Raw genomic sequence first — 21,068 nt, 5'->3', positions numbered from 1 at the left:
CAAGGGATTCTTGAGGCTTGAAAAAATCCGTCCTCCCTCCTTACGGCTGCAAGGCTGCAGAAAGGGAGATGGGATCCTCAATCAGGTGCTTCCGCGCAAGCTTCACCATGCCAAAGGCCAACCAGCCATAGGTAGCCACCAACACCACGGGAGCCGCCCAAAGCCCGGTCATCGGCAGCAAGACCAGATTGGCCGCTATGTTGAATAGAAGACCGATGGCCAGAATCGGCAGAATGCGTGACGGCTTACCAATGCCCGCCACGGCATTGGCCAGAATACTGTATACAGGTTCAAGGAAACTCGCCATGATGAGTACCCGGAAAAAGGGGATCGCCGGGATATACTTGGCTCCAAGCACCAGCGGAAAGATGACCGGCGCAGCGAACCACATGACCACATTGGCTGCCGTCAGGAATCCGGTGACATATTGAAGCACCATCCGCAACCGTTTGCGGAGCAACTTAATCTGATTGCTGGCTCCCAGGCGCGATGCGCTGGGCAGCACAAGAAAGTTCACCGATTGGGACAGCAGCGTGTACATTCTGAGCAGCGTTCGAGCCGCGATATAGGGTGCAATGGCCGCCGGCTGAAAGAAAATGCCTACCAGCAGCGCATCACCCTGTTGCAGGAAGATCTCGCCCAGCGCGTGCATGCCGATCCACTTTCCAAGATGGAAGATCCCCTTCCAGTCCCCGTGCCGTCCAGGATGCAGCAAACAGGGTTCAAAAGCCACACCGATCAAGGCAGACAGAGCCGCCGACGCGAGGTTCATGATCATCACCGCTTCGGCGGTGCGCAATTGGCTGAAGTAAGTGAGGGCGATGAATCCCGCGAGGCTGCCCACAAAGTAACCGGCCTCAATCGTGAACGCCACCCAGACCCTGCCCGCCGCCTGCGCAAGGGCAATCGCAATATCGCGCGGCACCAGCACCAGCAGCATCAGAGCCGTGAAGACCGCCAACTCATGACTGACATTCAACAGCGGCAACAGAATCAGCGCCACGATACCGCCAAGCAGGGCGGTGGCCAAATTAAGCCAGAAGGACGGCGCCAATAAATGACCGCGTTCACCCTTGGCCGCGTGGATCACCAGCGGCATAGTCCACAGCCCGCGGGACAACCCGGCGACGACATTCATGTACGCGATGGCCATGCCGTACTGGCCGAAGTCTCCGGTCGGGATCGCCCGGACCACAAGCAGCACAAGCCCCACACCATAGAGTGCGGGGAGTGCTTTGACCGCCAGGGAACCGCCCGCGCGCTGAATTAAAGACGCCAAACGGCCGGCTCCACTAAGGTACTATCGGGCCGCAAAGGCCGCCAGAAGAGACAGGTCATACGGAATGGTCACGGAATTTCAATGGGCAGAACCGCCTGAACGAACTCGCGCTGCTGAACGAAATGGGACAGATATGTCAGTGCGCGGCTCATTTCACGGGCATCCGGCGTCAGCAGCCAGGCTTCACGTATACTGCGCACCGTCATGTCAAACTGCCCGATGATAAAACTCACAATATCCTTCTCGCGCGGATAGTACCGAACCCGGACCGTCTGGCCCTGCACATGGCCGAACTCCTTGGCGCGCTCGATGGCGACATCGAGCCCCCCAAGTTCATCCACCAGTCTGTATTCCAGCGCCTGATTGCCGGTCCAAACCCGGCCCTCCGCCACCGCGGCGACCGAGTCCACAGACATATTGCGTCCTTCGGCGACATGGGTTACAAACTCGTCGTAGATGCCCTTCATGTAGTCGAGAAGCACGGCCTTCTGCGGTTCGGTCAGCCCCTTGTCGGGCCGGAAGTAGAAGTACCATTTGCCCTTTTCCACGGTCTCGACGCGCGCGGCGATCTTCTTATACAGCCCCTCGGCGGTCGGAAACAGACTGACCACACCGATAGAACCGGTAATGGTGTTGGGTTGGGCGATAATACGATTGCCCGCGCATGAGATATAGTACCCGCCCGAGGCCGCCACATTTCCCATGGAGACGATGACAGGTTTCTTCTCTTTAAGGCGTTTGACTTCCCGCAGAATCAGGTCTGACGCCAGCGCCGAGCCACCGGGAGAATTGACGCGCAGCACCACGGCCGCCACATCGTCATCCCTGCGCAGATCCCGCAGTTGCTTGATGAACGCATCCGGGGTGATGCCATCATCAAGGCTAAGGGAGTTGTCATTGGATGAGTTGTAATTGATCTCTCCCTCGGCGAACAAGACGGCGATCTCTTTGGAGCCCTCTGTCTTGGCGGAGGCTACCTTGTTGTAACGCGACGGGGTTACGGTATGCAGATCTTTGTCGCCGCTCAGTTTGTCCTTCAGATCCTGCCAGTCCAGGGTCAGGTCGACAAATCCCTTGTCCTTGGCCTCTTGACCGACAAGGAACAATTTGCGGCCATTCAGCAGTTCATCGTTTACGGTTGCTGCCGAGAGGGATGGCCGCGCCGCCACGATTTCCGTGGTGTAGGTCTGATAGAGATCATCCAATAGGGTCTGCAAACTCTTGCGCAGCGGCACGGACATACTGTCCTGCGACAGGTTCTCGTAGGCGCCTTTGTACTGCCCAATGTGCAGGGTATGGAAGATTATGCCGACTTTTTCAAATGTCTTGCCCAGATAGGTGCTCTCGATTCCCAGCCCGAGCATAGCCAGACCGCCCGAGCGCGTGGGGGTCAGCGAGATGGTATCGGCAACGGATGCAAGATAGTAATCGCGGTCGGTGGCAACTTCTAAATGCGCATAAACGGGTTTCTTAGATTTTTTGAATTCGAGGAGTGCGTTCCGTAATTCGCGAATTTCGGCAAAGCCGCCGATGGCGGTTGGCCGAATAATGACCCCGGAGATCCTTGAATCGCTGGCTGCACTGTGCAGTGCCTTCAAGGCATCGGCGATGGTGGTCTGTTTCGAGCCGCCGAGAAAGGCAAACTGCGGTGCCGTGGAGTATTCCGGAATGGTCCCCGTGCATTCGAGCAGGAGATAGCTGTGGTCTTTGACCGTTACTTTGTGTGTTCCGGACATTGCCACGGTGGACACCAGGATTCCGGTACCGATGAAGCCCAGCAGCACAAAAACGCCGAATGCGACGAGTATCCAACAACAGGCTTTGTTTTTCATGTCTTTATCGTTCCGCTCTGGCAGATAACCGAACCCTCTGCCGGTGAGATGCTGATCCAGTTTGATCTTGGGGCCGCGTTTGCATTCCCCCGTTCAAATTGTTAGATTACCAAAGCTCGGCGAATGTTTCAAATGGCTTGGGGAGCGACGAAACTTTATCATTCACGCTTTTTCGGACATTCGCGGAGTCCGGCACGGAGTTTCAAGGTACAGGGTTTGCACGGATGGTCTTGATGCGTCAGGGACAAAAACGAAACGGGAAGGCCTGTTGAAGAACGAGCGCTTTATTCTGGCCGTGACGATTGCCGGTGTACTGGCCATCTATACCGCGTTGGTGTTCGCGTTCTTTTCTTCCGAAGGCGAATCGCGGCAATTCTACATGTTCCTGCTGGGGATGCCCTTTGCCATGGTGCTGGTGATCTTCCCCCGCGCCACGCTGATTGTGCTGGCCCTCGGCGCCTATTCTTTCCGCTGGCTGTATGACACCGTCCACGCCCTTCCCCGTGAAGCGACCTGGATGGTGGACATTTTGATTATGGTGCTGGTGGCCCGGGCGCTGCTGATGATGCCCGCGCAAAAGGAGCGGATCGGCGGGGTCATTAAATATGTGTTCGTCCTGATCGCATTCGCCGTGCTCTCGACCATCATCAACCGAAACGGGCAGGTGACGTTCCTTGCCGGAATGCGGATCGGGTTCCGCTATGTGCTGCTGTTTGTGGCGGCGGCCAACATGAACGTCAGCATAAAGTGGCTGCGCAATTACATTCTTTTTCTCTTCGCCATCGCCGCCGTGCAGTTGCCGGTGATCGTCAGCCAGTTTCAGGACATCGGCTGGACGGATCTGGACCGCATGAGCGGCACCTTCGGCTACGGCGAGACTCCGGGAATCGGACTGTTTCTGCTGATTCTCGACGCCTATCTGCTATCGAAGATGATCGAGGAGAGCAAGTTCCGATTATCTTATGTGGTGATTATCTTCGCCCTGAGCACCATGCCGATTTTCGGAGAGGTGAAGTTCTACTTCCTCTTCCTGCCGGTGCTGCTGGTGTTCCTGGTGCGCAATGAAGTGCTTCGCCGTCCCGCGGTAGCGGCGCTGGTCGTGGTGGCCGGCCTGTCGGTTGTGCTCGCCGCCAATTTCTTTGTGGTCAAATCGGGAGCATGGGTCTCGGGAAATAACCCGCTGACGCTGGTCACCAAGCTTCCAGAAAAATTCAATGAAGAAGTGCAGAAGGGCGAGCAGTACGGCTACAATGAGCGCGGCTATCAGTATGTATCATCCATCCGGCTGGCGGCGGCATCGTGGCGGACCGTCATCTTCGGCAATGGACCTGGGTCGATCACCGATTCGTACATCTCCGAGAATCACTCCTCGAAGTTGGCCTATTACTCCCAGTGGGGACTGACATCGCTGCGCGCGCTGTCGATCGTCTGGCTGCTCATCGAATATGGCTACGTCGGCGTGGCCATGATTCTGTTTCTGATCTATTGGATCTACCGGCGCGGCGCCTATTTGCGAAAATCACAGGATCTCGAAACTCGCGTACTCGGACGCCTGCTGGAATGCCTCGCGCTGCTCTATGGAGTGTGGCAGTTCTATGAGTCCGCGTGGCAGGCGGATGCCATGAGCTTTTCGTTCTGGCCGCTGGCCGGGCTGCTGGTCGGTCTGAGCTACCGCGAAGAAGCCCGACAGAGAGCGCAGGCATTGGCCGACATCCGCACGGCAGCTCTGCAATCCGCTACGGCGTAGGTGCAGACCTAAGGCGCTGTTCCGGCCCGCCATTACCGTGTTATCTGACGAAGCCCGCCCGAAAGAGGCGGGCTTTCTCATGAGTCCAAAGAACAGCAAAACCCGATACCAGGGATGTATCGGGTTATGGTGACCCCACGGAGAATCGAACTCCGATTGCGAGAATGAAAATCTCGAGTCCTAACCGTTAGACGATGGGGCCGTCTGGTGCGCAGAAATGCAAGGCAAAACCGTTGCGTCGCTACATCCGTTATGGTTTGACCATGTATGCAAGGGAGCCGCCGGGCACCGAATACACTTTGTGAGTCTTGGACAACTCGCAAAGCCAGCGGGAGACGCCGTTCATACCGCTCCGTCCGAAATCGTGCCAGGCAATGACACCTTGGGGACGGCAACAGGCAAGTGCATTCAGCGTGTCCGACCGTACATAGTCGTAGGAATGAGCACCGTCAATAAAGAATAGATCTACATTGCCGTGATACGGCGAATAATCAAAGGTCGCGCTGTCACCCTGAAGGCAGGTAATCTTCCGGGCAACAGGATGACTCTCGAAGCAATACCTGGTCACTCCGGCATGAGTCCGAGTGTGCTCCTCGTCCACCACTGAGCGCCTCATGCTGGGAGCCACTGAGCCGTCCCGCGGCAGATCGAGGGTATAGATGCGGGATTCGTCGGGGGTATTCAAGGCGAACTGAAAGGCGGAATAGCCGTGGAGGGTGCCGATTTCGAACACCACTTTGGGCTTAATCAGCCGGCAGATCAACGAGAGGCTGACGATGTCCACCCAATCCGAGGGAATTGTCCAGAACCAGGAGAGACCGGATTCGAGGCTGCCGAACTGAACCTGTTCGACATCGCCGGTGGACGGCAGGACTTCGAACACATTCTTCTGCGGCAATCCACGACGGTTGCTCATAATCTTCTGCAGAAACACCGCCCACACGACGTAGTTCATCATCTGTCTGGGGTGTCGAACCATCGTCAACGCGGCCAGATTCCCGCCAAAGAGCAAATTGCGCGCAGCAGCCGTCGTCAGTCCAACCAATTGGCCGACTTTCATGACACCCTCCCGCACCGACGATCAGGGGCTAATTCAGCCTAAACCGAACAAAAACCGCCTATCCGTGTCTTGGGTGGCTGACGGGACTTGAACCCGCGACATCCAGATCCACAATCTGGCACTCTAACCAACTGAGCTACAGCCACCATGTCCAGTTGTCGGGCAGTGCGCGGCTTATCATGTAAGATAAGCAGGAACAACCACCCCTACGCACTTTACCCTGGCCGGTCCGCGACGAACCGGAAAGCACGTATTATAAGGACAATTCGCGAGTTTGTCAAGCCGTTATTTGGCCTTCTTCGGGGTACGGGCAGGTTTGGCCTTCGGAGCGCCACCCAGAATGGGCCTCAGGGCATCTTCGATGGTCGGCTGGCCGATCTCCTGCAGATCATATGTAACCCGCAGCATGGGCTGGGAGATTTTGATGAGGCGCGTCAGGTCAATCGGCGTGGCGATAATCACGGCATCCACCTTGGCTTTGCGCACGGTGGCTTCGAGGTCAGCGACTTGTTTGACACCGTAGCCCATAGCGGGAAGCAAGGTGCCGATGCCCGGATAACGCTTGAAGGTCGTATCGATGGAACCCACCGCGAAGGGACGCGGATCCACCAGTTCAGCAGCTCCGAACCGCTTGGCCGCCACAACACCGGCGCCGTATTTCATTTCGCCGTGGGTGCAGGTCGGGCCGTCTTCGATGACCAGAACGCGCTTGCCGCGGATGAGGTCGGGCTTGTCAACGGAGATGGGAGACGCTGCTTCAATAACCATGGCCTTGGGGTTCACCTTGGAAATGGAGGCACGAATCTCGGCCACCTGTTCCGGCGTGGCGGTATCGATCTTGTTGATCACGATGGCGTCGGCCATGCGCATGTTGGATTCGCTGGGATAGTAGCTCAGCTCATTGCCTGCACGCAGCGGATCGGCGACGGTGATAAAGACATCCGGCATGAAGAACGGCATATCGTTGTTGCCGCCGTCCCACAACACGACATCAGCTTCCTTCTCACAGGCGCGAAGAATCGCTTCATAGTCCACACCGGCGTAGACGATGGAACCGCGCTCGATGTGCGGTTCGTACTCTTCCATCTCTTCGATGGTGCACTTATGCGTGGCCAGATCCTTAATGGTGGCAAAGCGCTGCACCGCCTGCTTGGCCAGATCGCCATAGGGCATGGGGTGGCGTACGACGACGACCTGTTTGCCCGCAGCCTTGAAAATCTCGGCAACGCGGCGCGTGGTCTGGGACTTGCCTGCACCGGTGCGCACGGCACACACAGCCACCACGGGCTTCGTGCTTTTCAACATCGTCTTTTCCGCCCCGAGCAGCTTGAAATTTGCCCCGGCGGCATTGACACGGGCAGCCCAATGCATGACATGGTCATATGTCACGTCGCTGTAGCTGAATACCACTTCATCCACATGATGCTTGGCGATCAGGGACAGCAGTTCCGATTCCGCGACAATGGGAATGCCTTTGGGGTAGAGCTTGCCCGCAAGGGAAGCCGGATACTTGCGGCCATCAATGTCGGGGATTTGAGCGGCGGTAAAAGCGATAACGTCATAGGCGTCGTTGTCGCGATAGACCATATTGAAATTATGGAAGTCGCGGCCGGCAGCCCCTTGAATGATCGTAACGATTTTTTTCTGCATGTTCGTCCAGAGCCTATTTCGAAGTTCTTAAACAAAGTTAGACACATAATTTATCGAATTTACCGCTAAAAGTCAATGGGCCTTCCCCGAAGAGCAGCCTTCTCCCCCTACCCCAACGGATACTTTTCCACTAATCCCATGTTATCAGCATGTTAAAAGCAACGAAAACGGGCTCCATGAGAACCCGTTCTGTTCAGCCTTACCACCTTTATTGGCCGGAGCGTTTATGCACGCGACTCGATTTTGAGGGCGGTGACCACATTGCGCAGTCGCCCATCGCTGTCGAATTGTGGGGTTGCGGTGACTTTGACTTTCGCCGCTGTCCCATCTGGCCGATGAACGGTCAGGTCGTAGCGGTTGCGGACTCCTTCGTGTCGAAGCTCGGTTTGAGCCTTGACAAATTCGAAGGACGCCGCATCCAGAAAGTCCCCAAAGCTACGATGGATCAGATCCGGAGCGTTCACACCCAAGAGCCTGCCCGTAGCGGGATTGGCGAACACAAATGTCTCGTCGAGATCCAGCACAGCTATCGGCTCGTCGACATTCTCCACCAGCCAGCGCAGATTCTCCTCACTCTCTTTGAGCAGTTTCTCCGCCTGCTTCCGCTCGGAAATGTCCCGCTGAATCGCCAGGTAACCGAGAATGGCCTCCTGATCGTCGAGGATCGGATTGGCGGACCCCTCGATAGCCAGGAGACGCCCGTCTTTCGTCCTGTTCGTCAATTCGCCCTTCATCACCTGCTTGTTGGTAATCGTATGCCAGAAGTACTCATAGGCGGCAGCATCCATATAGCCGCTTTTGAGGATGCGCGGCGTCGTCTTGTTCACAACATCTTCCCGCGCATAGCCGTACACCCTTGTGAAGGCATCATTGATGAAGGTGATGACTCCCTGAACGTCCGTCATGAACATGGCGTCACCCGACCGCTCCACGGCCTTGCGGAACATCAATAACTCCATGTGCTCCTGCTTGCGCTGCGTAATATCGCGGCAAACCACCTGCACGGCGTCGCGCCCATTATAGCGTGTGAACGTGGCGGCGACATCGACATCCACGACCGTCCGGTCGAGGCGGATGAATTTCTCTTCAGCGGGGGGATCCTCGGGGCTTTCGGGGCTCAGTTTCCGAATACGATCCAGAACATGTGCGCGGCAATCCGGATGAATGACGCTTAGTGCGCGCGTGCCGCAAAGCTCTGATGGATCGGCGGCACCCAGCAATCTGGCTGCTCCGCGGTTGGCGTAGACGACAAGGCCATCCTGATAAATGGCGATGGCATCGGTGGAGAGTTCAACCAGTTGGCGATAGCGTTCTTCGCTTTCACGCAGCGCCGCCTCTGCTCGCTTGTGCTCCCGCAGATCGCGCACTACGGCTCCCACAGCAGGATTGTCATCCGTTCCGGGCTGTCGAATCAGGAAAGTATGAACCTGAACAGGAATGCTGTCACCGCTGTCGCACTGGTGTAATTCGAGTTCACCTTCCCAATGCCCTTCAAGAATCGTCGCCTCCAGCGCCTTGTCCGCCATCCCACGGTTCTCTCCCGCGAAGAAATCCATGATGTTCAGGTGCTGGGTATCGGTATGCGACGTCATTCCGGCCAGACTGAGTCCCGCATCATTAGTATAGATCAACTGTCCGTCCGCGCCATACATGGCGATGCAATCCGAGCTGTTCTCGACGAGCGAGGCCATGGTCTGCCGTTCCTCTTCGACACGCTTGCGCTCGATAATGGTGGCGATTTGGGCGGCGACAGCCGCGAGCACGCTTTCGTGGCTCGCGTCAAACAGACCCTCCATCCCATAGCTCTGTACCACCAGCGCACCTATGGGTCGGGACTGGCTGACCAAGGGGACGCCGAGCCAGGAAAGCGGCGGAGTGCCGCAGCATTCGATTTCGCCCGACCGCAGCATGACGCCGAATTCTTTGACACCGAGGCGTAGCGGCTGCTGGTGCCGGACGATCCACGCCGTGAGCCCGTAGCCCAGCGGCATAGGAGGCGGCGGCGAGTCCTTCGCATCCACAAAATGCGGAAAGCTCAGAGTGTCTGTCAAATCGTCATAGAGAGCCAGATAGTAATTTTCAACGGGAATGACCCGGCCGATCTCCGCAAAGATCCGGCTGATCATCTCCTCGCGGTCCGCCGCAGAGTTGGCGATCTGAAGGACGCGCAGAATGGTTTCGCGCTCGGTTTCGGCCCGTTTGCGCTGGGTAATGTCTCGCACGATGGCCAGTACCATGGGCGCGTCATCCACTTCGATTGGCGCAAGGGAGACTTCGCAGTCCAGCAGTATGCCGTCTTTGCGCCGATGCTGCCAGTAGAAAAACTGTGGTTCACCGCTTTTGGCCTTCTCCACATAGTCGCGGCTTGCCTCCAGCGAACTCCGTCCACCCGGCTGATATTCGGGCGAAAACTCGGCGGGACTATGACCGATCACATCTTCGAGCGAGCAATTCCAGAGTTCGCACGCCTTGCTGTTGCAATCGCGAAAATCATCATTGAGGATAAAGTAACCGTCGCCGGAGCGGTTGAAAATGGTGCGGTACTTCTGCTCGCTCTGCCGCAATGCCTGCTCGATGCGGCGCTGCTGCTCGATGAGCTGGGTCGTCTCCACCTTACGAGCCGCGAGGTCGGAAAACAGTTCAAGATAGAAGAAGGTCTCGGCATTGGGCCGACGGCCATCGACGGGGTCATCACAATTGATACTGCCGATCACTTGCCCCTGGCTGCCGTACAACGGGACGTATGCGAGATCCATAGGATCCCATGTGTCTCCGGGTTGAACGGTGCGCCGTCCCGGCACCACCTGTTCGGGCGAGACCACCTCCTGCAGGCTATCGGCGGAGACAAAGTAGGAGCGGCTGATCTTGAAGCGTTCGACCTCGGGCCCATAGAAACGGGCACGTTCCCGCGGGGGGCGGCGATGCGACTCCAGAAATTCAATATCACTTTCTGAGCAGCCGAAATAGGCGGACTGCACGATGTCCCAATTTTCAAACAGGGTGACGGAGACGGAGCCCCATCCAGCCTGACCCACGGCAGCGGCGATTCTCTGGAGTGCTTCCTTGACGGTCTTCGCCGCCTGCACATCTGTGCCGGCGCGAAGTAATCGAGCCAACTTGTCGCGCGACTCCTCGAGCTGGCGGGCATACTCATCAAGGACCTGCAGCGAGTCGAACCGCTCCTGCTCCTCGGTGACCCGCATCACCTCCATCTCCTCCAGCTCCATGAGCCTTCGTCGGAGTGCCTCGAGTTCTTCCAGTATTTCCGCACTCATCGTGGCTTCTTCAGCCATCGTCTCTTCTCCTGCCCAAGCGGTTGGACTCATCATCATCCATTAACATGTATATCACGAGCGTATCTGCCGAGCGGCAGCAATAGGCAAGATCGGCCCGTTCAGATCGCGTCATGACCGCAAGCGGCCGCGATCCATCCGAGCCTCTATCTTAATTCGCGTAAAATCAGAGGCAAGCAGCGCATGGACGTCGTAACTGTCCCTCCAGTGCAAATCTGATTCCTTTCGAAATATCGAATCGCTCCCTGCTCCTCGCACAACTTTTGTTTGGATCGGGCATTGTGCAACGCCTGCGCATGCGTGAGCATCATGTCCACATTGCAAGCTAAGGAGTTGCTGTAAGTTCTGCATTGACAAGCGCAGGAATTCTGGAGTGATGATTGCTGCATACCTCTCTATTTGATTATGCGGAATAGCGAGCAGTGGTTAACGATGCGCGACATATGCTACGTGTTTTTTCTTCATGGGCAATTTTTGATTGTTCCCCCTCGAGTTTTGGTGTATATTTAGTAGCCTCGTTATAAGCAGGATCAAGATCTAATTTCATAGGTGGCGCATGGTTTTCCGTTCGCTGGCGTCGCACTGAGATTCCGAGAGGCATGGTCGCGTCGGTACGATCCGCGCCGCTCTCCGCGTCGGAAGATTTCTTCGTATCGTTTTGTCGTTGATGATTTTGTACGACACAATGCATCTCTGAGCGACCGTGCCGAGGCAACGCGCAGAGCATCATGGATGTTTTCTACGCATCACTGTTACATCCATTCAACCCTTCGAATCGAAGTTTTATCGCATAGCTGATACGTGATGGACAACTTGGAGGATTTCATGAGTCGGTTTTTCATGCTGTGTCTCTGTATCTGGATCGCCTTCGCATCGTTGACGGCATTCGCCAGCGAAGCACCGGTGGTTCCCCTCGGAACTCTCGACGTTGAACACTCTGAAGCAAATCTGACGGTCTCCCGCACTTCACCTGAACTCACCGCGATTTCTTTGAGTTCGCCGGTCGTGATCACACAAGACCAGATTGTGGACTATCAGTCCTATAAGGTCTTCGGCATTCGCGGAGAGCTTTCCACGACGGTGGAAGGCAGCCCGACGCTGCCGCAGGTCACACGATTCTACCGCATCGCGAATACGGGCGGCGCCGATGTGGTCATCACGAATTCCGACTACGACGTGATGGATAATATCTCGTCATTTCCGGTGCAGCCGGAGGAACCCGGTTTCGGTACGGTCGTACGCGACGAAGCCGTATACAGCAAAGACGGCTGGTACCCGGCGAACGTCGTGGAGATGAGTGATCCGATGATTATGCGCGATTTCCGCATTGTCCGCGTTACGCTTTATCCGGTGCAGGTCAATCCGGTCACGCATCAGGCGCGCATCTACCGCAATCTGAGCGTAAACGTCGTTGCCAACAACCATCCCGGACTCAATGAATTAGTGAATCCTCACCGGCCCTCGGGCGCCTGGGCGTCACGATACCGGGCTCTGATCGCCAATCTCGACGAGAGCGCGCTGGACGATGCGACCACCACGCCCGGCAGCTACCTGATCATCGCGAGCACCAATGCCACGGTGGCTCCGTTTGTGGACAGTCTGGCTCTGTGGAAAACACGCAAGGGCTATAAGGTCGTCGTGGATGCGCGCGCCGCCTGGACCTCCAGCGCGATGATCACGCAGATCCGCAGCGATTACCAGAACTGGGATCCGCCGCTGGAATATGTCGCGTTGATGGGCGATCCATCCGCGGCATTCGGCGTTCCGACCGACGGCAGCAATTATGACCACTCCTTCGGCCTCGGCAACACGGGCGATGATATCGAAGACATCGGCGTGGGACGTCTCAGCGGCAATACCGGCCTGCAGATGACCATCATCAACGCCAAGATTATGGCGTATGAGCGTGATCCCTACATGGCGGACACTACGTGGTATCATAAGGCTTTCCTGTACGCCGGCGTCGGCAACAGTTGCGCCGGAAATTACATTCTGATGAATTGGGGTCAGCAACAGTTCCGCGAAACCACACGCGTCAACAACGCGACGGTTCTGACCACCTCCGGCAGCGTGGATAACACCACGGTGACCACGCAGGTGAACGGCGGCGTAGGCTATTTCATCTGGCGCGGCAGTTGGGTCGGGCAGATGGCCAGCGGTCTGGCCGCGAGCACCACACCGGGCAATCGACTTCCGGTGACGTTCACGGTGACCTGCGGCACAGGCGACTTCGGCAGCGGCACATCTATCTCTGAAGAGTGGCTGGTGGCGGGCAACTCCGCGACCGATTTGCGCGGCGGCGTCTGCGGCATTGGCACGGCCACCCTGAATACCCACAATCCCGAGAATACCTGCCTTGCCAGCGGCCTGCTCTACAATATTACCGACTTGGGCGTCGAGGCCATTGGTGACGCGCTGGCCGGAGCCAAAGCGCAGCTCTATTATACCTACGGCAGCCAGGCCGACCCCTATGGCGGCACGCTGGCCGGAAACTTTACCCGCTATTGCAACCTGATGGGCGAGCCGAGCCTTTCGATGTGGACGGACGCTCCCAAGGTCTTAGCGGTTACCCATCCGACCTCGCTGAATGTCGGCGCGCGCTCGGTGGATGTCACAGTGCGACGCCAAGGGGACAACGCGCCGGTACAGGACGCCCTGGTGGTGTTGTGGAAACGCGGCACGGATTCGACGTGGGTGCGCGGCACAACCGACCTGCAGGGACATATCACCCTCCCGGTGAATGTGCGCCAGACCGGCAGCATGTATTTGACGGTGACCAAACGCAATCACAAGCCGTACCTGTACACCATCAACTGTGCTCAGGCGGCAGTTAATCCGATGCTGTGCACATGGACGGTGGATGATGACAACACCGGCGGCACGCAGGGCAACGGCAATCACCTGATGAACCCGGGCGAGACCATCGACCTGCCGACCTACATTCGCAATTTCGGCAGCAGCGGCACGGCCACAGGCGTCTCGGCGACCTTGACCAGTGACCACGCCGGCGTGACGGTAACCAGTGCCACATCTTCGTATGCCAATATTGCCGCGGGCGACTCGGCGCTCGGCGCTACCCCGTTCCGGATCCACGTCGCTTCGGACTTACAAAACGACGTTCAGGTTCTGCTTACCGTGACGACCACGTCATCTGCCGGGCAGACGGTTGGCGTAATCCCGTTGACTTGTGCGGCTCCCGAAGCATGGTACCAGCGCCAGCATCTTTCCACCAACTTTGATCCCGGCACGAACGTCAATGTGCAGGTGGTCGTGAAGAATCGCGGGACGGTGGCCATGACCGGAGTCAATGCGCACCTCGTGTCGGGGAGTTCCATGGTCACCGCCAGCGATGCCGACGCCTATTTCGGCGACATTGCGGCGGGAGCACTGGATTCCAACACCACGGACGTGTTGACGCTCTATTCCAATCCATTGACCTTCCGCGGCCATCAGGCCCCGATGACTTTGATTCTGACGTCATCCAACGGCTTTGTGGACACCACATCCTTTGTTGTCAGTGTCGGCACGGCGACCGCGGCGGACCCGACCGGACCCGATGCCTACGGCTATTTTGCCTATGACAATACGGATCTGACCTACGATCTGCACCCGACGTACAACTACGTGGACATCTCGTCGACCGGAACGAACCTGAACATCGCCGATCCGGGCGACAAGACCACGCCGACGCCGGTTTACTCCGCCGTGGTACATCTGCCCTTCAGCTTCAAATTCTACGGCCGGGTCTACGATTCACTGACGGTCTGCTCCAACGGCTGGTGCGCCTTCGGCGATCAGTCCTGGTACGACGGCTTCCGCAACTACGCAATTCCGGCGATGCAGGCTCCCGATGCCATGATTGGCCCGTATTGGGACGATCTGCGCACGAGCAACAGCGGCGAAGGAGTGTGGGTGCGCAATGACGCGACCAATCATCGCTACATCGTTCAGTGGAAAGCCGGCGTCGGCGCGAACTATTCGACCCCGCTGGACTTTGAAGTGATCCTCTACGATACGACGTATGCTCCGACCGCGACGGGCGACGGCAAGATTCTCGTGCAGTACAATCAGGTGACAATGAACGTCGCGAACCAGTACAACGACGAAGCGCCGGGCTGCACCATCGGCATTCAAAAGCCGGGAAACACACAGGGACTACAGTACGCCTACGAGAACGTCTATTCGAGCGGCGGCGCCACCGTGCAAAATGGCCGTGCGATTCTGTTTACGACGGAAGGCCTGGGCGCCGCACCGGCGGCCCTGACCTTGCTCTCGCCTGAAGCCAACACGGTCTGGTATCAGAACACGTCCAATACCGTTTCATGGTACGGCGGAAATCACACCGACCATGTGCGCATCGAACTTTCCCGCAGCGGAAACTCCGGCCCGTGGGAGACCGTCACCGCATCCACTCCCAACAACGGCGTGTTTGCCTTCACCCCGAGCGGACCGGTGTCTTCCAACTGCTTCGCGAAAATTTCGTCGGTAGAAACCCCGACCGATACCGATCTTTCGGATGGCGCGTTCATTATCGCTTCGCTGCGCTTAACCAGCCCCAACGGCGGCGAAGTGTGGGCAGTGGACAGTGCGGCGACCATCACATGGCAGGGCGGCTCGCCTTCCTCGACGATTCGCGTAGAGCTGTCCCGCGCGGGAGTCACGGGTCCGTGGCTGCTGCTGAACGCGGCCGCGCCGAACACCGGACAATATACCGTAACCGTACCGGCGGGCACGTCGGCCAACTGCTATGTGCGGCTGACGTCTTCAGGTGACGCGACGGACACGGATGTCTCGGACAACAGCTTCACCATTGAGCAGATTCAGTCTGTCTACTTCGACAACTTCGAAAACGGCGCGGGCAGTTGGAGCCACAATACGGTGGCCCCGTGGCGTGACAACTGGAACCTCTCGACGGAGCGGGCTTACAGCGGTACCACCTCATGGAAGTGCGGCGACACGGGCACGGGCAACTATCTCGATTCCTGCGATGCAAGGCTGACGTCCCCGGTAATTGCCAATCTGCCTCAGAACGCTACTCTGAGTTTCATGTATCAGATCCAGTCTGAAGTCTCGGGCCAGTATCCGGATTCCGCTTACGACGGTGGCGTGCTGGAACTCTCCGATAACGGCGGCCCCTTCAACCCCGTGACGCCTGCGGCAGGGTATACCCGGATATTCCGCTACATGGCGGGTCTGACGACGCCGTATACGGGACCGATGCCCGGACGTTTCTGCTGGGCCGAGGCCACGGCGAACATGCCATGGACGCAGGTGCAGTTGGATCTGTCCGGCTATGCGGGACATTCTATTCAATTGCGGTGGCGCTTCGGCAGCGACCGGGCCACCGGCTCGGAAGGCTGGTACGTGGACGATGTGGCGATCTTAGCCCCTGTCGTCGCTCCACCGGAGCCGCTCGTCCCCATCAACGCGACCTGCTATCCCTCCGGAAACGACATTATTCTCCGCTGGGATGCGGACGGCAACGTGGCATACCGCATTTACAGCTCGCTGAACGCGTCCGGTCCGTACGATACGCTGGAAGGAAGCACGACGGCCACGGCCTTCACGATTGTCAACGGTGCTTCCGCCGCAAGGAGATTCTATGTGGTCGTTGGATGGGACGGCCAGTAATTGGCCGGGCGGCTCTGCCGTCGCTCTTTGGATATGAATTTCTGAGACGATGTCCCTTCCTTAACGGAGCGTTACGATGAAACTGCAATGGTACCCGCTTTTGGGCCTGCTGCTGCTTGCCGCAGGAGCCGCTTACGGAGCCTGGATTCCGGTGACGTCAACTCTGCCCGGTCAGCCGTGCGAGGTGACGATGTCGGCGGAAGGTTCGAATGCGTGGCAAATTGGAATCACCGTGTCGGGTCTGACGACCGACGCAGCCCACACCGGCGGCTCGACTCTCGACCAACTTCAGTTGGCCGGTGAGCCGGCAGATGAGAACGCGACCGAACTGCCGGCGATCTCCCGGTTGATCGGGCTGCGCTATGACGGCGATCCGCTGCTGGAAGTGGTGAGCGAAGAGTGGACGGATCTCGACGGAACCTACAATCTTTCGGCAGAAGACCCGGGGAGCGTCGCTCGGGACGGGTACGGGCCGGAATCCCATTATCTTCTCACGCCGCGCCAGATCATGGGCGGCGTGGGACTGGCGGCGTTGCGCGTGCAGGCCGTGCAGTACAATTCCGCGCAGCACAAGGTTCGCGTGCTGCGCAGCGTAACGCTGCGGGTGCAGGAGACCGGTACTGTTGTCGGCCATAGTCGACCTATTACGGAGAGCACGGCAGAGCAACTTCGGGCCGTGCTTCCGAACTGGGGCGACATGGGACTGGATGACATCGTCGTACGCGGAACGTATCTGTACATCGTCTCCAAGGATACGCTGGCACAGAATGGAATCAAAGATCTGATCACGTGGCGCAAGCGTCAGGGGCGTTCGGTGGAAGTCGCCGGCCCTGCGCAGATCGGCGCCACGCTCACGACGACCAATGTAAAGGCGTACATTCAGGCACGCTACAATGCGGCGAATCCGCCGCTTGAATATGTCTGTCTGGTGGGTGACGCCAACGGGACCTATATTATTCCCGGCTACACCTACTCGTTGGAGGGCAACTCCGGCGTCGGCGACTACGATTTTGCCCGTCTCGACGGCACAGATCTGATGCCGGACATCAACATCGGACGCTTGCCCTTCGACAATACGGCGGACTTGCAGAAGATCGTCAACAAGACCCTGCGCTACGAGAAGACACCCACCGCAACTACCGGCGGCAGCAAACCGAACTGGTATAAGGGCGGCGGATGTTTTGCCGGAAGCGGCTCGGGTATTTCTCCGTGTCAGACCATGCGCACGGTGCGTGCCCGGATGATGGATGCAGGCTTCCCCAGCACCAGCATCGACACCGTATACTGGACAGACGTCAGCTTCGGCCCAACCGAGATGAACGCCAGCATCAACTCGGGCGTTTCCCTCTGGTGTTATCGCGGCTATCTTGGAATGAGCGGTTATGGCACCGGCAACGTGTCATCTTTGAATAACGTCGGCCGCTGGCCCTATATTCTCAATCTGACCTGCGGGACCAATGACTATAACGGCAGCAGCTATGACCTGTGCGAGGCTTTGCTGCTGGGCGGAACGGTCTCCAGCCCTACCGGCGCCGTGGCAATCTGCGGCATGTCGTCTATTCACACCAACACCCGCTACAACAATTGCCTGATGAGCGGCGCGGTGCAGGGGATGATGACCGAAGGTATTCACAGCACCGGCGGAGCCCTGCGGCGTGCCAAGCTTGAAGTCTACCGCAGCTATCCGGCGGATTCATCCGTGGGCCGCGTAACCTTCTTCATGGGCATCACCACGCTGTTGGGCGATCCGGCAATTGACGTGTTCAACGACACTCCGGATACGCTGTACGTCAACAATCCCGCCACGCTGTCGACCGGAGCCAATACGTTGACCCTGACCGTCACGGAAGCGACTAACCAGCCGGTGCCGGGGGCGTACGTCAATCTGCTGAAGGGTACGGAAGTATTCGTCGGCGATTGGACCAATGCTTCAGGGCAGGTCACGCTGAATTTTACGACGAGCAGCGTGGACACGCTGTTCATTACCGCCACCAAGCACAACTGCCGGCCCGCGGCAAATTACGCGCTGGTCACCAACGCTGCTCAGTATGTGGCGCCTCCAACGTCGAATTTCTCCTTGAATGACGACAACATCGCACCGAGTCAGGGGAATGGCGACGGTCTGGCCAATCCGGGTGAGACGCTCGAACTTTCTCTGCCGCTCAAAAACTGGGGCTCGGCGGCGGTTACCGGCGTTTCGGCTTCGCTTTCCATCAGTGATCCGTATGTGACGCTGACTCCGGGCGCACAGAATTACGGCACGATTTCTCCCGGAGCAACCGTCTCCCCTGCCGCGCCGTTTGTGTTCAGCCTTTCCAATTATGTGCCGGATGGCCGCACACTGCAGTTCACGCTGACGGTCACGGATGATGCCGCCCACACGTGGACCAATGCCATTCCAATCCGCGCGGCCAACGGGGCGCTGCAACTGGTGAGCAGTACCTTGCAGAATGTCGGCAACGGGATTCTGGATCCGGGCGAAAGCGGACAGCTTTACCTGACACTGGTCAATGCGGGACGCGCCGCGACACTGGCGAATACCGTCGGCTACCTGCGTTCAGGGAGCCTCGCGGTGCTGGTGACGGACAGCGTGGGAAGTTTCACCGCGGCCACGGTTAATGGCCAATGTAACAATTCGGGGAATACGTTTAGTCTGACGGCGACAACCGATGCCTATCCCGGCGAGCGGATTCCCTTCCAGTGCATCTTCCCCCTCGCCAATGGATTCTCCGACACGGTGAACTTCAGTCTGGTGATGGGTTCGGTGGCGTCCAGTTCGCCGACTCCGCCGGACGCCTACGGCTATTGGGCATTCGATAATACCGACGTGAATTTTGCCAAGCACCCCACCTATAATTGGGTGGAAATCGATCCACGCAGCGGCGGCGCGGGAACGGTTGTTCCCATCACCGATGCCGCGGATGAAGCGGATACCACCGTGGTGGTCGATCTTCCGTTCGCATTCCGCTACTACGGGCAGGCCTTCACGCAGATTGCGGTCTGTTCGAACGGCTGGCTTGCAATGGGCGCGGACAACAGCCCCTTCACGGATTTCCGCAACTATGCCATACCCTCCGCTCTGGGTCCGTCGCGGATGATTGCGCCGTTTTGGGATGATCTGCGCATTCCCCCCTCCACCACTTTAACGGACGGACGCGGCGAGGTTCATGCGCTGGATCAGGGCAGCGACAACTGCCCGGCCACCGTTATTCCCTCCGTGCCCTATACCGACGCCGGAACGACTGCAGGACAGGCGAACAACTTTACCACAAGTTCCTGCTCCGTTGGTGGGGCGCCGGATGTCATTTACCAATGGACACCCACGGCCACGGGAAGTTACGTGGTGTCGCTCTGTGGCAGCTCCTACGATACGGGACTGATGATCCGCACCGGCGGCTCCTGTCCCGGCAGCAGCGAAGTCTCCTGCAACGATGACTTTTGCAGCTACCAGTCTCAGATCACTCAGGCCATGACGGCGGGAACGACGTACTACATTATTGTAGATGGCTACGGCACCAGTTCCGGCGCATACACTTTGAGCGTCACCGCGTTTGTTCCGCCATCTCCCGCCGGAGTGTATTCCTATTATGACGCGACGAACCACCGCTACATTCTCGAATGGAGCCATGTGCAGAAGTACAATGGATCCGCGCCGTATCCGGACGAGACGTTCGAGTGCATTCTGTATGAAGCGGGCTATCCGGCGACTCCCACCGGCGATGGCGAGATTCTGTTCCAGTACCTGACCTGCAACAACACGACGGACGCTTACAGTTCCAATGATTATTGCACGGTGGGCATCGAAAATCTGAACAATACCGATGGCGTGCAGTATAGTTACTGGAATCAGGTAAGCCCGGCCATTCCCGGCGCCGCCGCTTTGACCGGCGGACGGGCAATTCTGTTTACGACGGCTAAGTACCCCAGCAGCACACCGCAGTCCCCGGTGAATTTAGTCGTTTACAATGCGGCGCCCGATGTGGTTCTGTTGTGGAACGCCGTGCACAGCGACGTTCACGGCATACCGCTGCCTTCCGTGCAGTACCGTGTGTATCGGGGGAACGATGCCGGTTTCGTTCCCGGCGCCGGCTCATACCTTGCCACAGTGTCGGACACAAGCTATACCGATGTTGCTCCCGGGAGCCAGCGCTACTTCTACATCGTGCAGGCGGAATCCCCCGCCGGAAATGCGGCGTCGCCCATCGAGTCCATGGTTTCGCCGCCCTCGGCGACCACTGCGGACCGGCCGGGTCCCGTGAAACGCGAACGATAACGCAGAGATGAAAGAGACGGCTTCGGCAGAAGGCTCAGGAAAAATCCTGAGCCTTCTGCTATTGCGTTTCGCATATTTCGATGTCATAGATGCATTCTTGCGGCCTTTTCTTTGCACTACAGAGAAATCTGGCCGCGAGAATTCAGAATGGCGAAAGTGGAATTCAGCCATGATGACCCAGCGCGATAGGCTGTGCAGAATTCTCCACAATCAGGCAGATTCCCGGGCAATACGGAGACATGTGCAGCGCCGCCCGCATTACGCACGCTATGAGCGACGAAGCCCTGAGTAATGTTCAAGTTG

At 57.9% G+C, this 21,068-nt stretch carries 8 protein-coding genes and 2 tRNA genes; 3 read left to right on the top strand and 7 right to left on the bottom strand.

Features of this window, described 5'->3' with window-relative positions:
• Positions 1–40: 40 nt before the first annotated feature.
• Positions 41–1,279: an oligosaccharide flippase family protein gene (locus VGL38_12475; GenBank protein ID HEY3296235.1), complete on the bottom strand. Its 1,239-nt coding sequence runs from the start codon at positions 1,277–1,279 to the stop codon at positions 41–43.
• Positions 1,280–1,347: 68 nt separating this feature from the next.
• The gene (gene sppA, locus VGL38_12470; protein HEY3296234.1) at positions 1,348–3,111 is read right to left on the bottom strand and encodes a signal peptide peptidase SppA; all 1,764 of its coding nucleotides are present in this window, start codon (positions 3,109–3,111) and stop codon (positions 1,348–1,350) included.
• 268 nt (positions 3,112–3,379) lie between these two features.
• Here sppA and VGL38_12465 point away from each other — a divergent pair, with 268 nt between their 5' ends.
• Positions 3,380–4,858 carry a hypothetical protein gene (locus VGL38_12465; protein HEY3296233.1) on the top strand — a complete coding sequence of 493 codons (1,479 nt, stop codon included), beginning with the start codon at positions 3,380–3,382 and terminating at the stop codon, positions 4,856–4,858.
• Between the two features lie 127 nt (positions 4,859–4,985).
• Here the strand turns inward: VGL38_12465 and VGL38_12460 are convergent.
• The 5 genes from VGL38_12460 to VGL38_12440 form a co-directional block, all read right to left on the bottom strand.
• Positions 4,986–5,060: transfer RNA gene (locus tag VGL38_12460), tRNA-Glu, on the bottom strand.
• Positions 5,061–5,108: 48 nt separating this feature from the next.
• The gene (locus VGL38_12455; protein HEY3296232.1) at positions 5,109–5,918 is read right to left on the bottom strand and encodes a class I SAM-dependent methyltransferase; all 810 of its coding nucleotides are present in this window, start codon (positions 5,916–5,918) and stop codon (positions 5,109–5,111) included.
• A gap of 72 nt (positions 5,919–5,990) precedes the next feature.
• Positions 5,991–6,064 (bottom strand) — tRNA-His (locus VGL38_12450).
• A 139-nt stretch (positions 6,065–6,203) separates the two neighbouring features.
• Entirely contained in the window at positions 6,204–7,568 is a 1,365-nt protein-coding gene (locus tag VGL38_12445; protein HEY3296231.1) for a cyclic 2,3-diphosphoglycerate synthase, read from the bottom strand.
• Positions 7,569–7,792: 224 nt separating this feature from the next.
• A complete protein-coding gene (locus VGL38_12440; GenBank protein ID HEY3296230.1) occupies positions 7,793–10,861 on the bottom strand; it encodes a PAS domain S-box protein in 3,069 nt (1,022 codons plus the stop codon).
• An 825-nt stretch (positions 10,862–11,686) separates the two neighbouring features.
• On the opposite strand from VGL38_12440, the gene VGL38_12435 reads away from it, so the two are divergent.
• Together VGL38_12435 and VGL38_12430 are read left to right on the top strand one after the other, a co-directional pair.
• The gene (locus tag VGL38_12435; protein HEY3296229.1) at positions 11,687–16,492 is read left to right on the top strand and encodes a C25 family cysteine peptidase; all 4,806 of its coding nucleotides are present in this window, start codon (positions 11,687–11,689) and stop codon (positions 16,490–16,492) included.
• A gap of 76 nt (positions 16,493–16,568) precedes the next feature.
• Entirely contained in the window at positions 16,569–20,765 is a 4,197-nt protein-coding gene (locus tag VGL38_12430; GenBank protein HEY3296228.1) for a C25 family cysteine peptidase, read from the top strand.
• The last annotated feature ends 303 nt before the right edge of the window (positions 20,766–21,068 follow it).

Source organism: bacterium (genome assembly GCA_036504735.1).
Lineage (GTDB): Bacteria > Electryoneota > RPQS01 > RPQS01 > RPQS01 > DASXUQ01.
Note: the sequence above shows the minus strand (reverse complement) of the source record. Positions and strands in the feature narration are given on the sequence as shown.

What these genes read in the sequence shown, in the direction of transcription:
- sppA (HEY3296234.1), bottom strand. Translation starts at nt 3,111, where the DNA reads ATGAAAAACAAAGCCTGTTGTTGGATACTCGTCGCATTCGGCGTTTTT.
- VGL38_12455 (HEY3296232.1), bottom strand. Translation starts at nt 5,918, where the DNA reads ATGAAAGTCGGCCAATTGGTTGGACTGACGACGGCTGCTGCGCGCAAT.
- VGL38_12445 (HEY3296231.1), bottom strand. Translation starts at nt 7,568, where the DNA reads ATGCAGAAAAAAATCGTTACGATCATTCAAGGGGCTGCCGGCCGCGAC.
- VGL38_12440 (HEY3296230.1), bottom strand. Translation starts at nt 10,861, where the DNA reads ATGGCTGAAGAAGCCACGATGAGTGCGGAAATACTGGAAGAACTCGAG.
- VGL38_12435 (HEY3296229.1), top strand. Translation starts at nt 11,687, where the DNA reads ATGAGTCGGTTTTTCATGCTGTGTCTCTGTATCTGGATCGCCTTCGCA.
- VGL38_12430 (HEY3296228.1), top strand. Translation starts at nt 16,569, where the DNA reads ATGAAACTGCAATGGTACCCGCTTTTGGGCCTGCTGCTGCTTGCCGCA.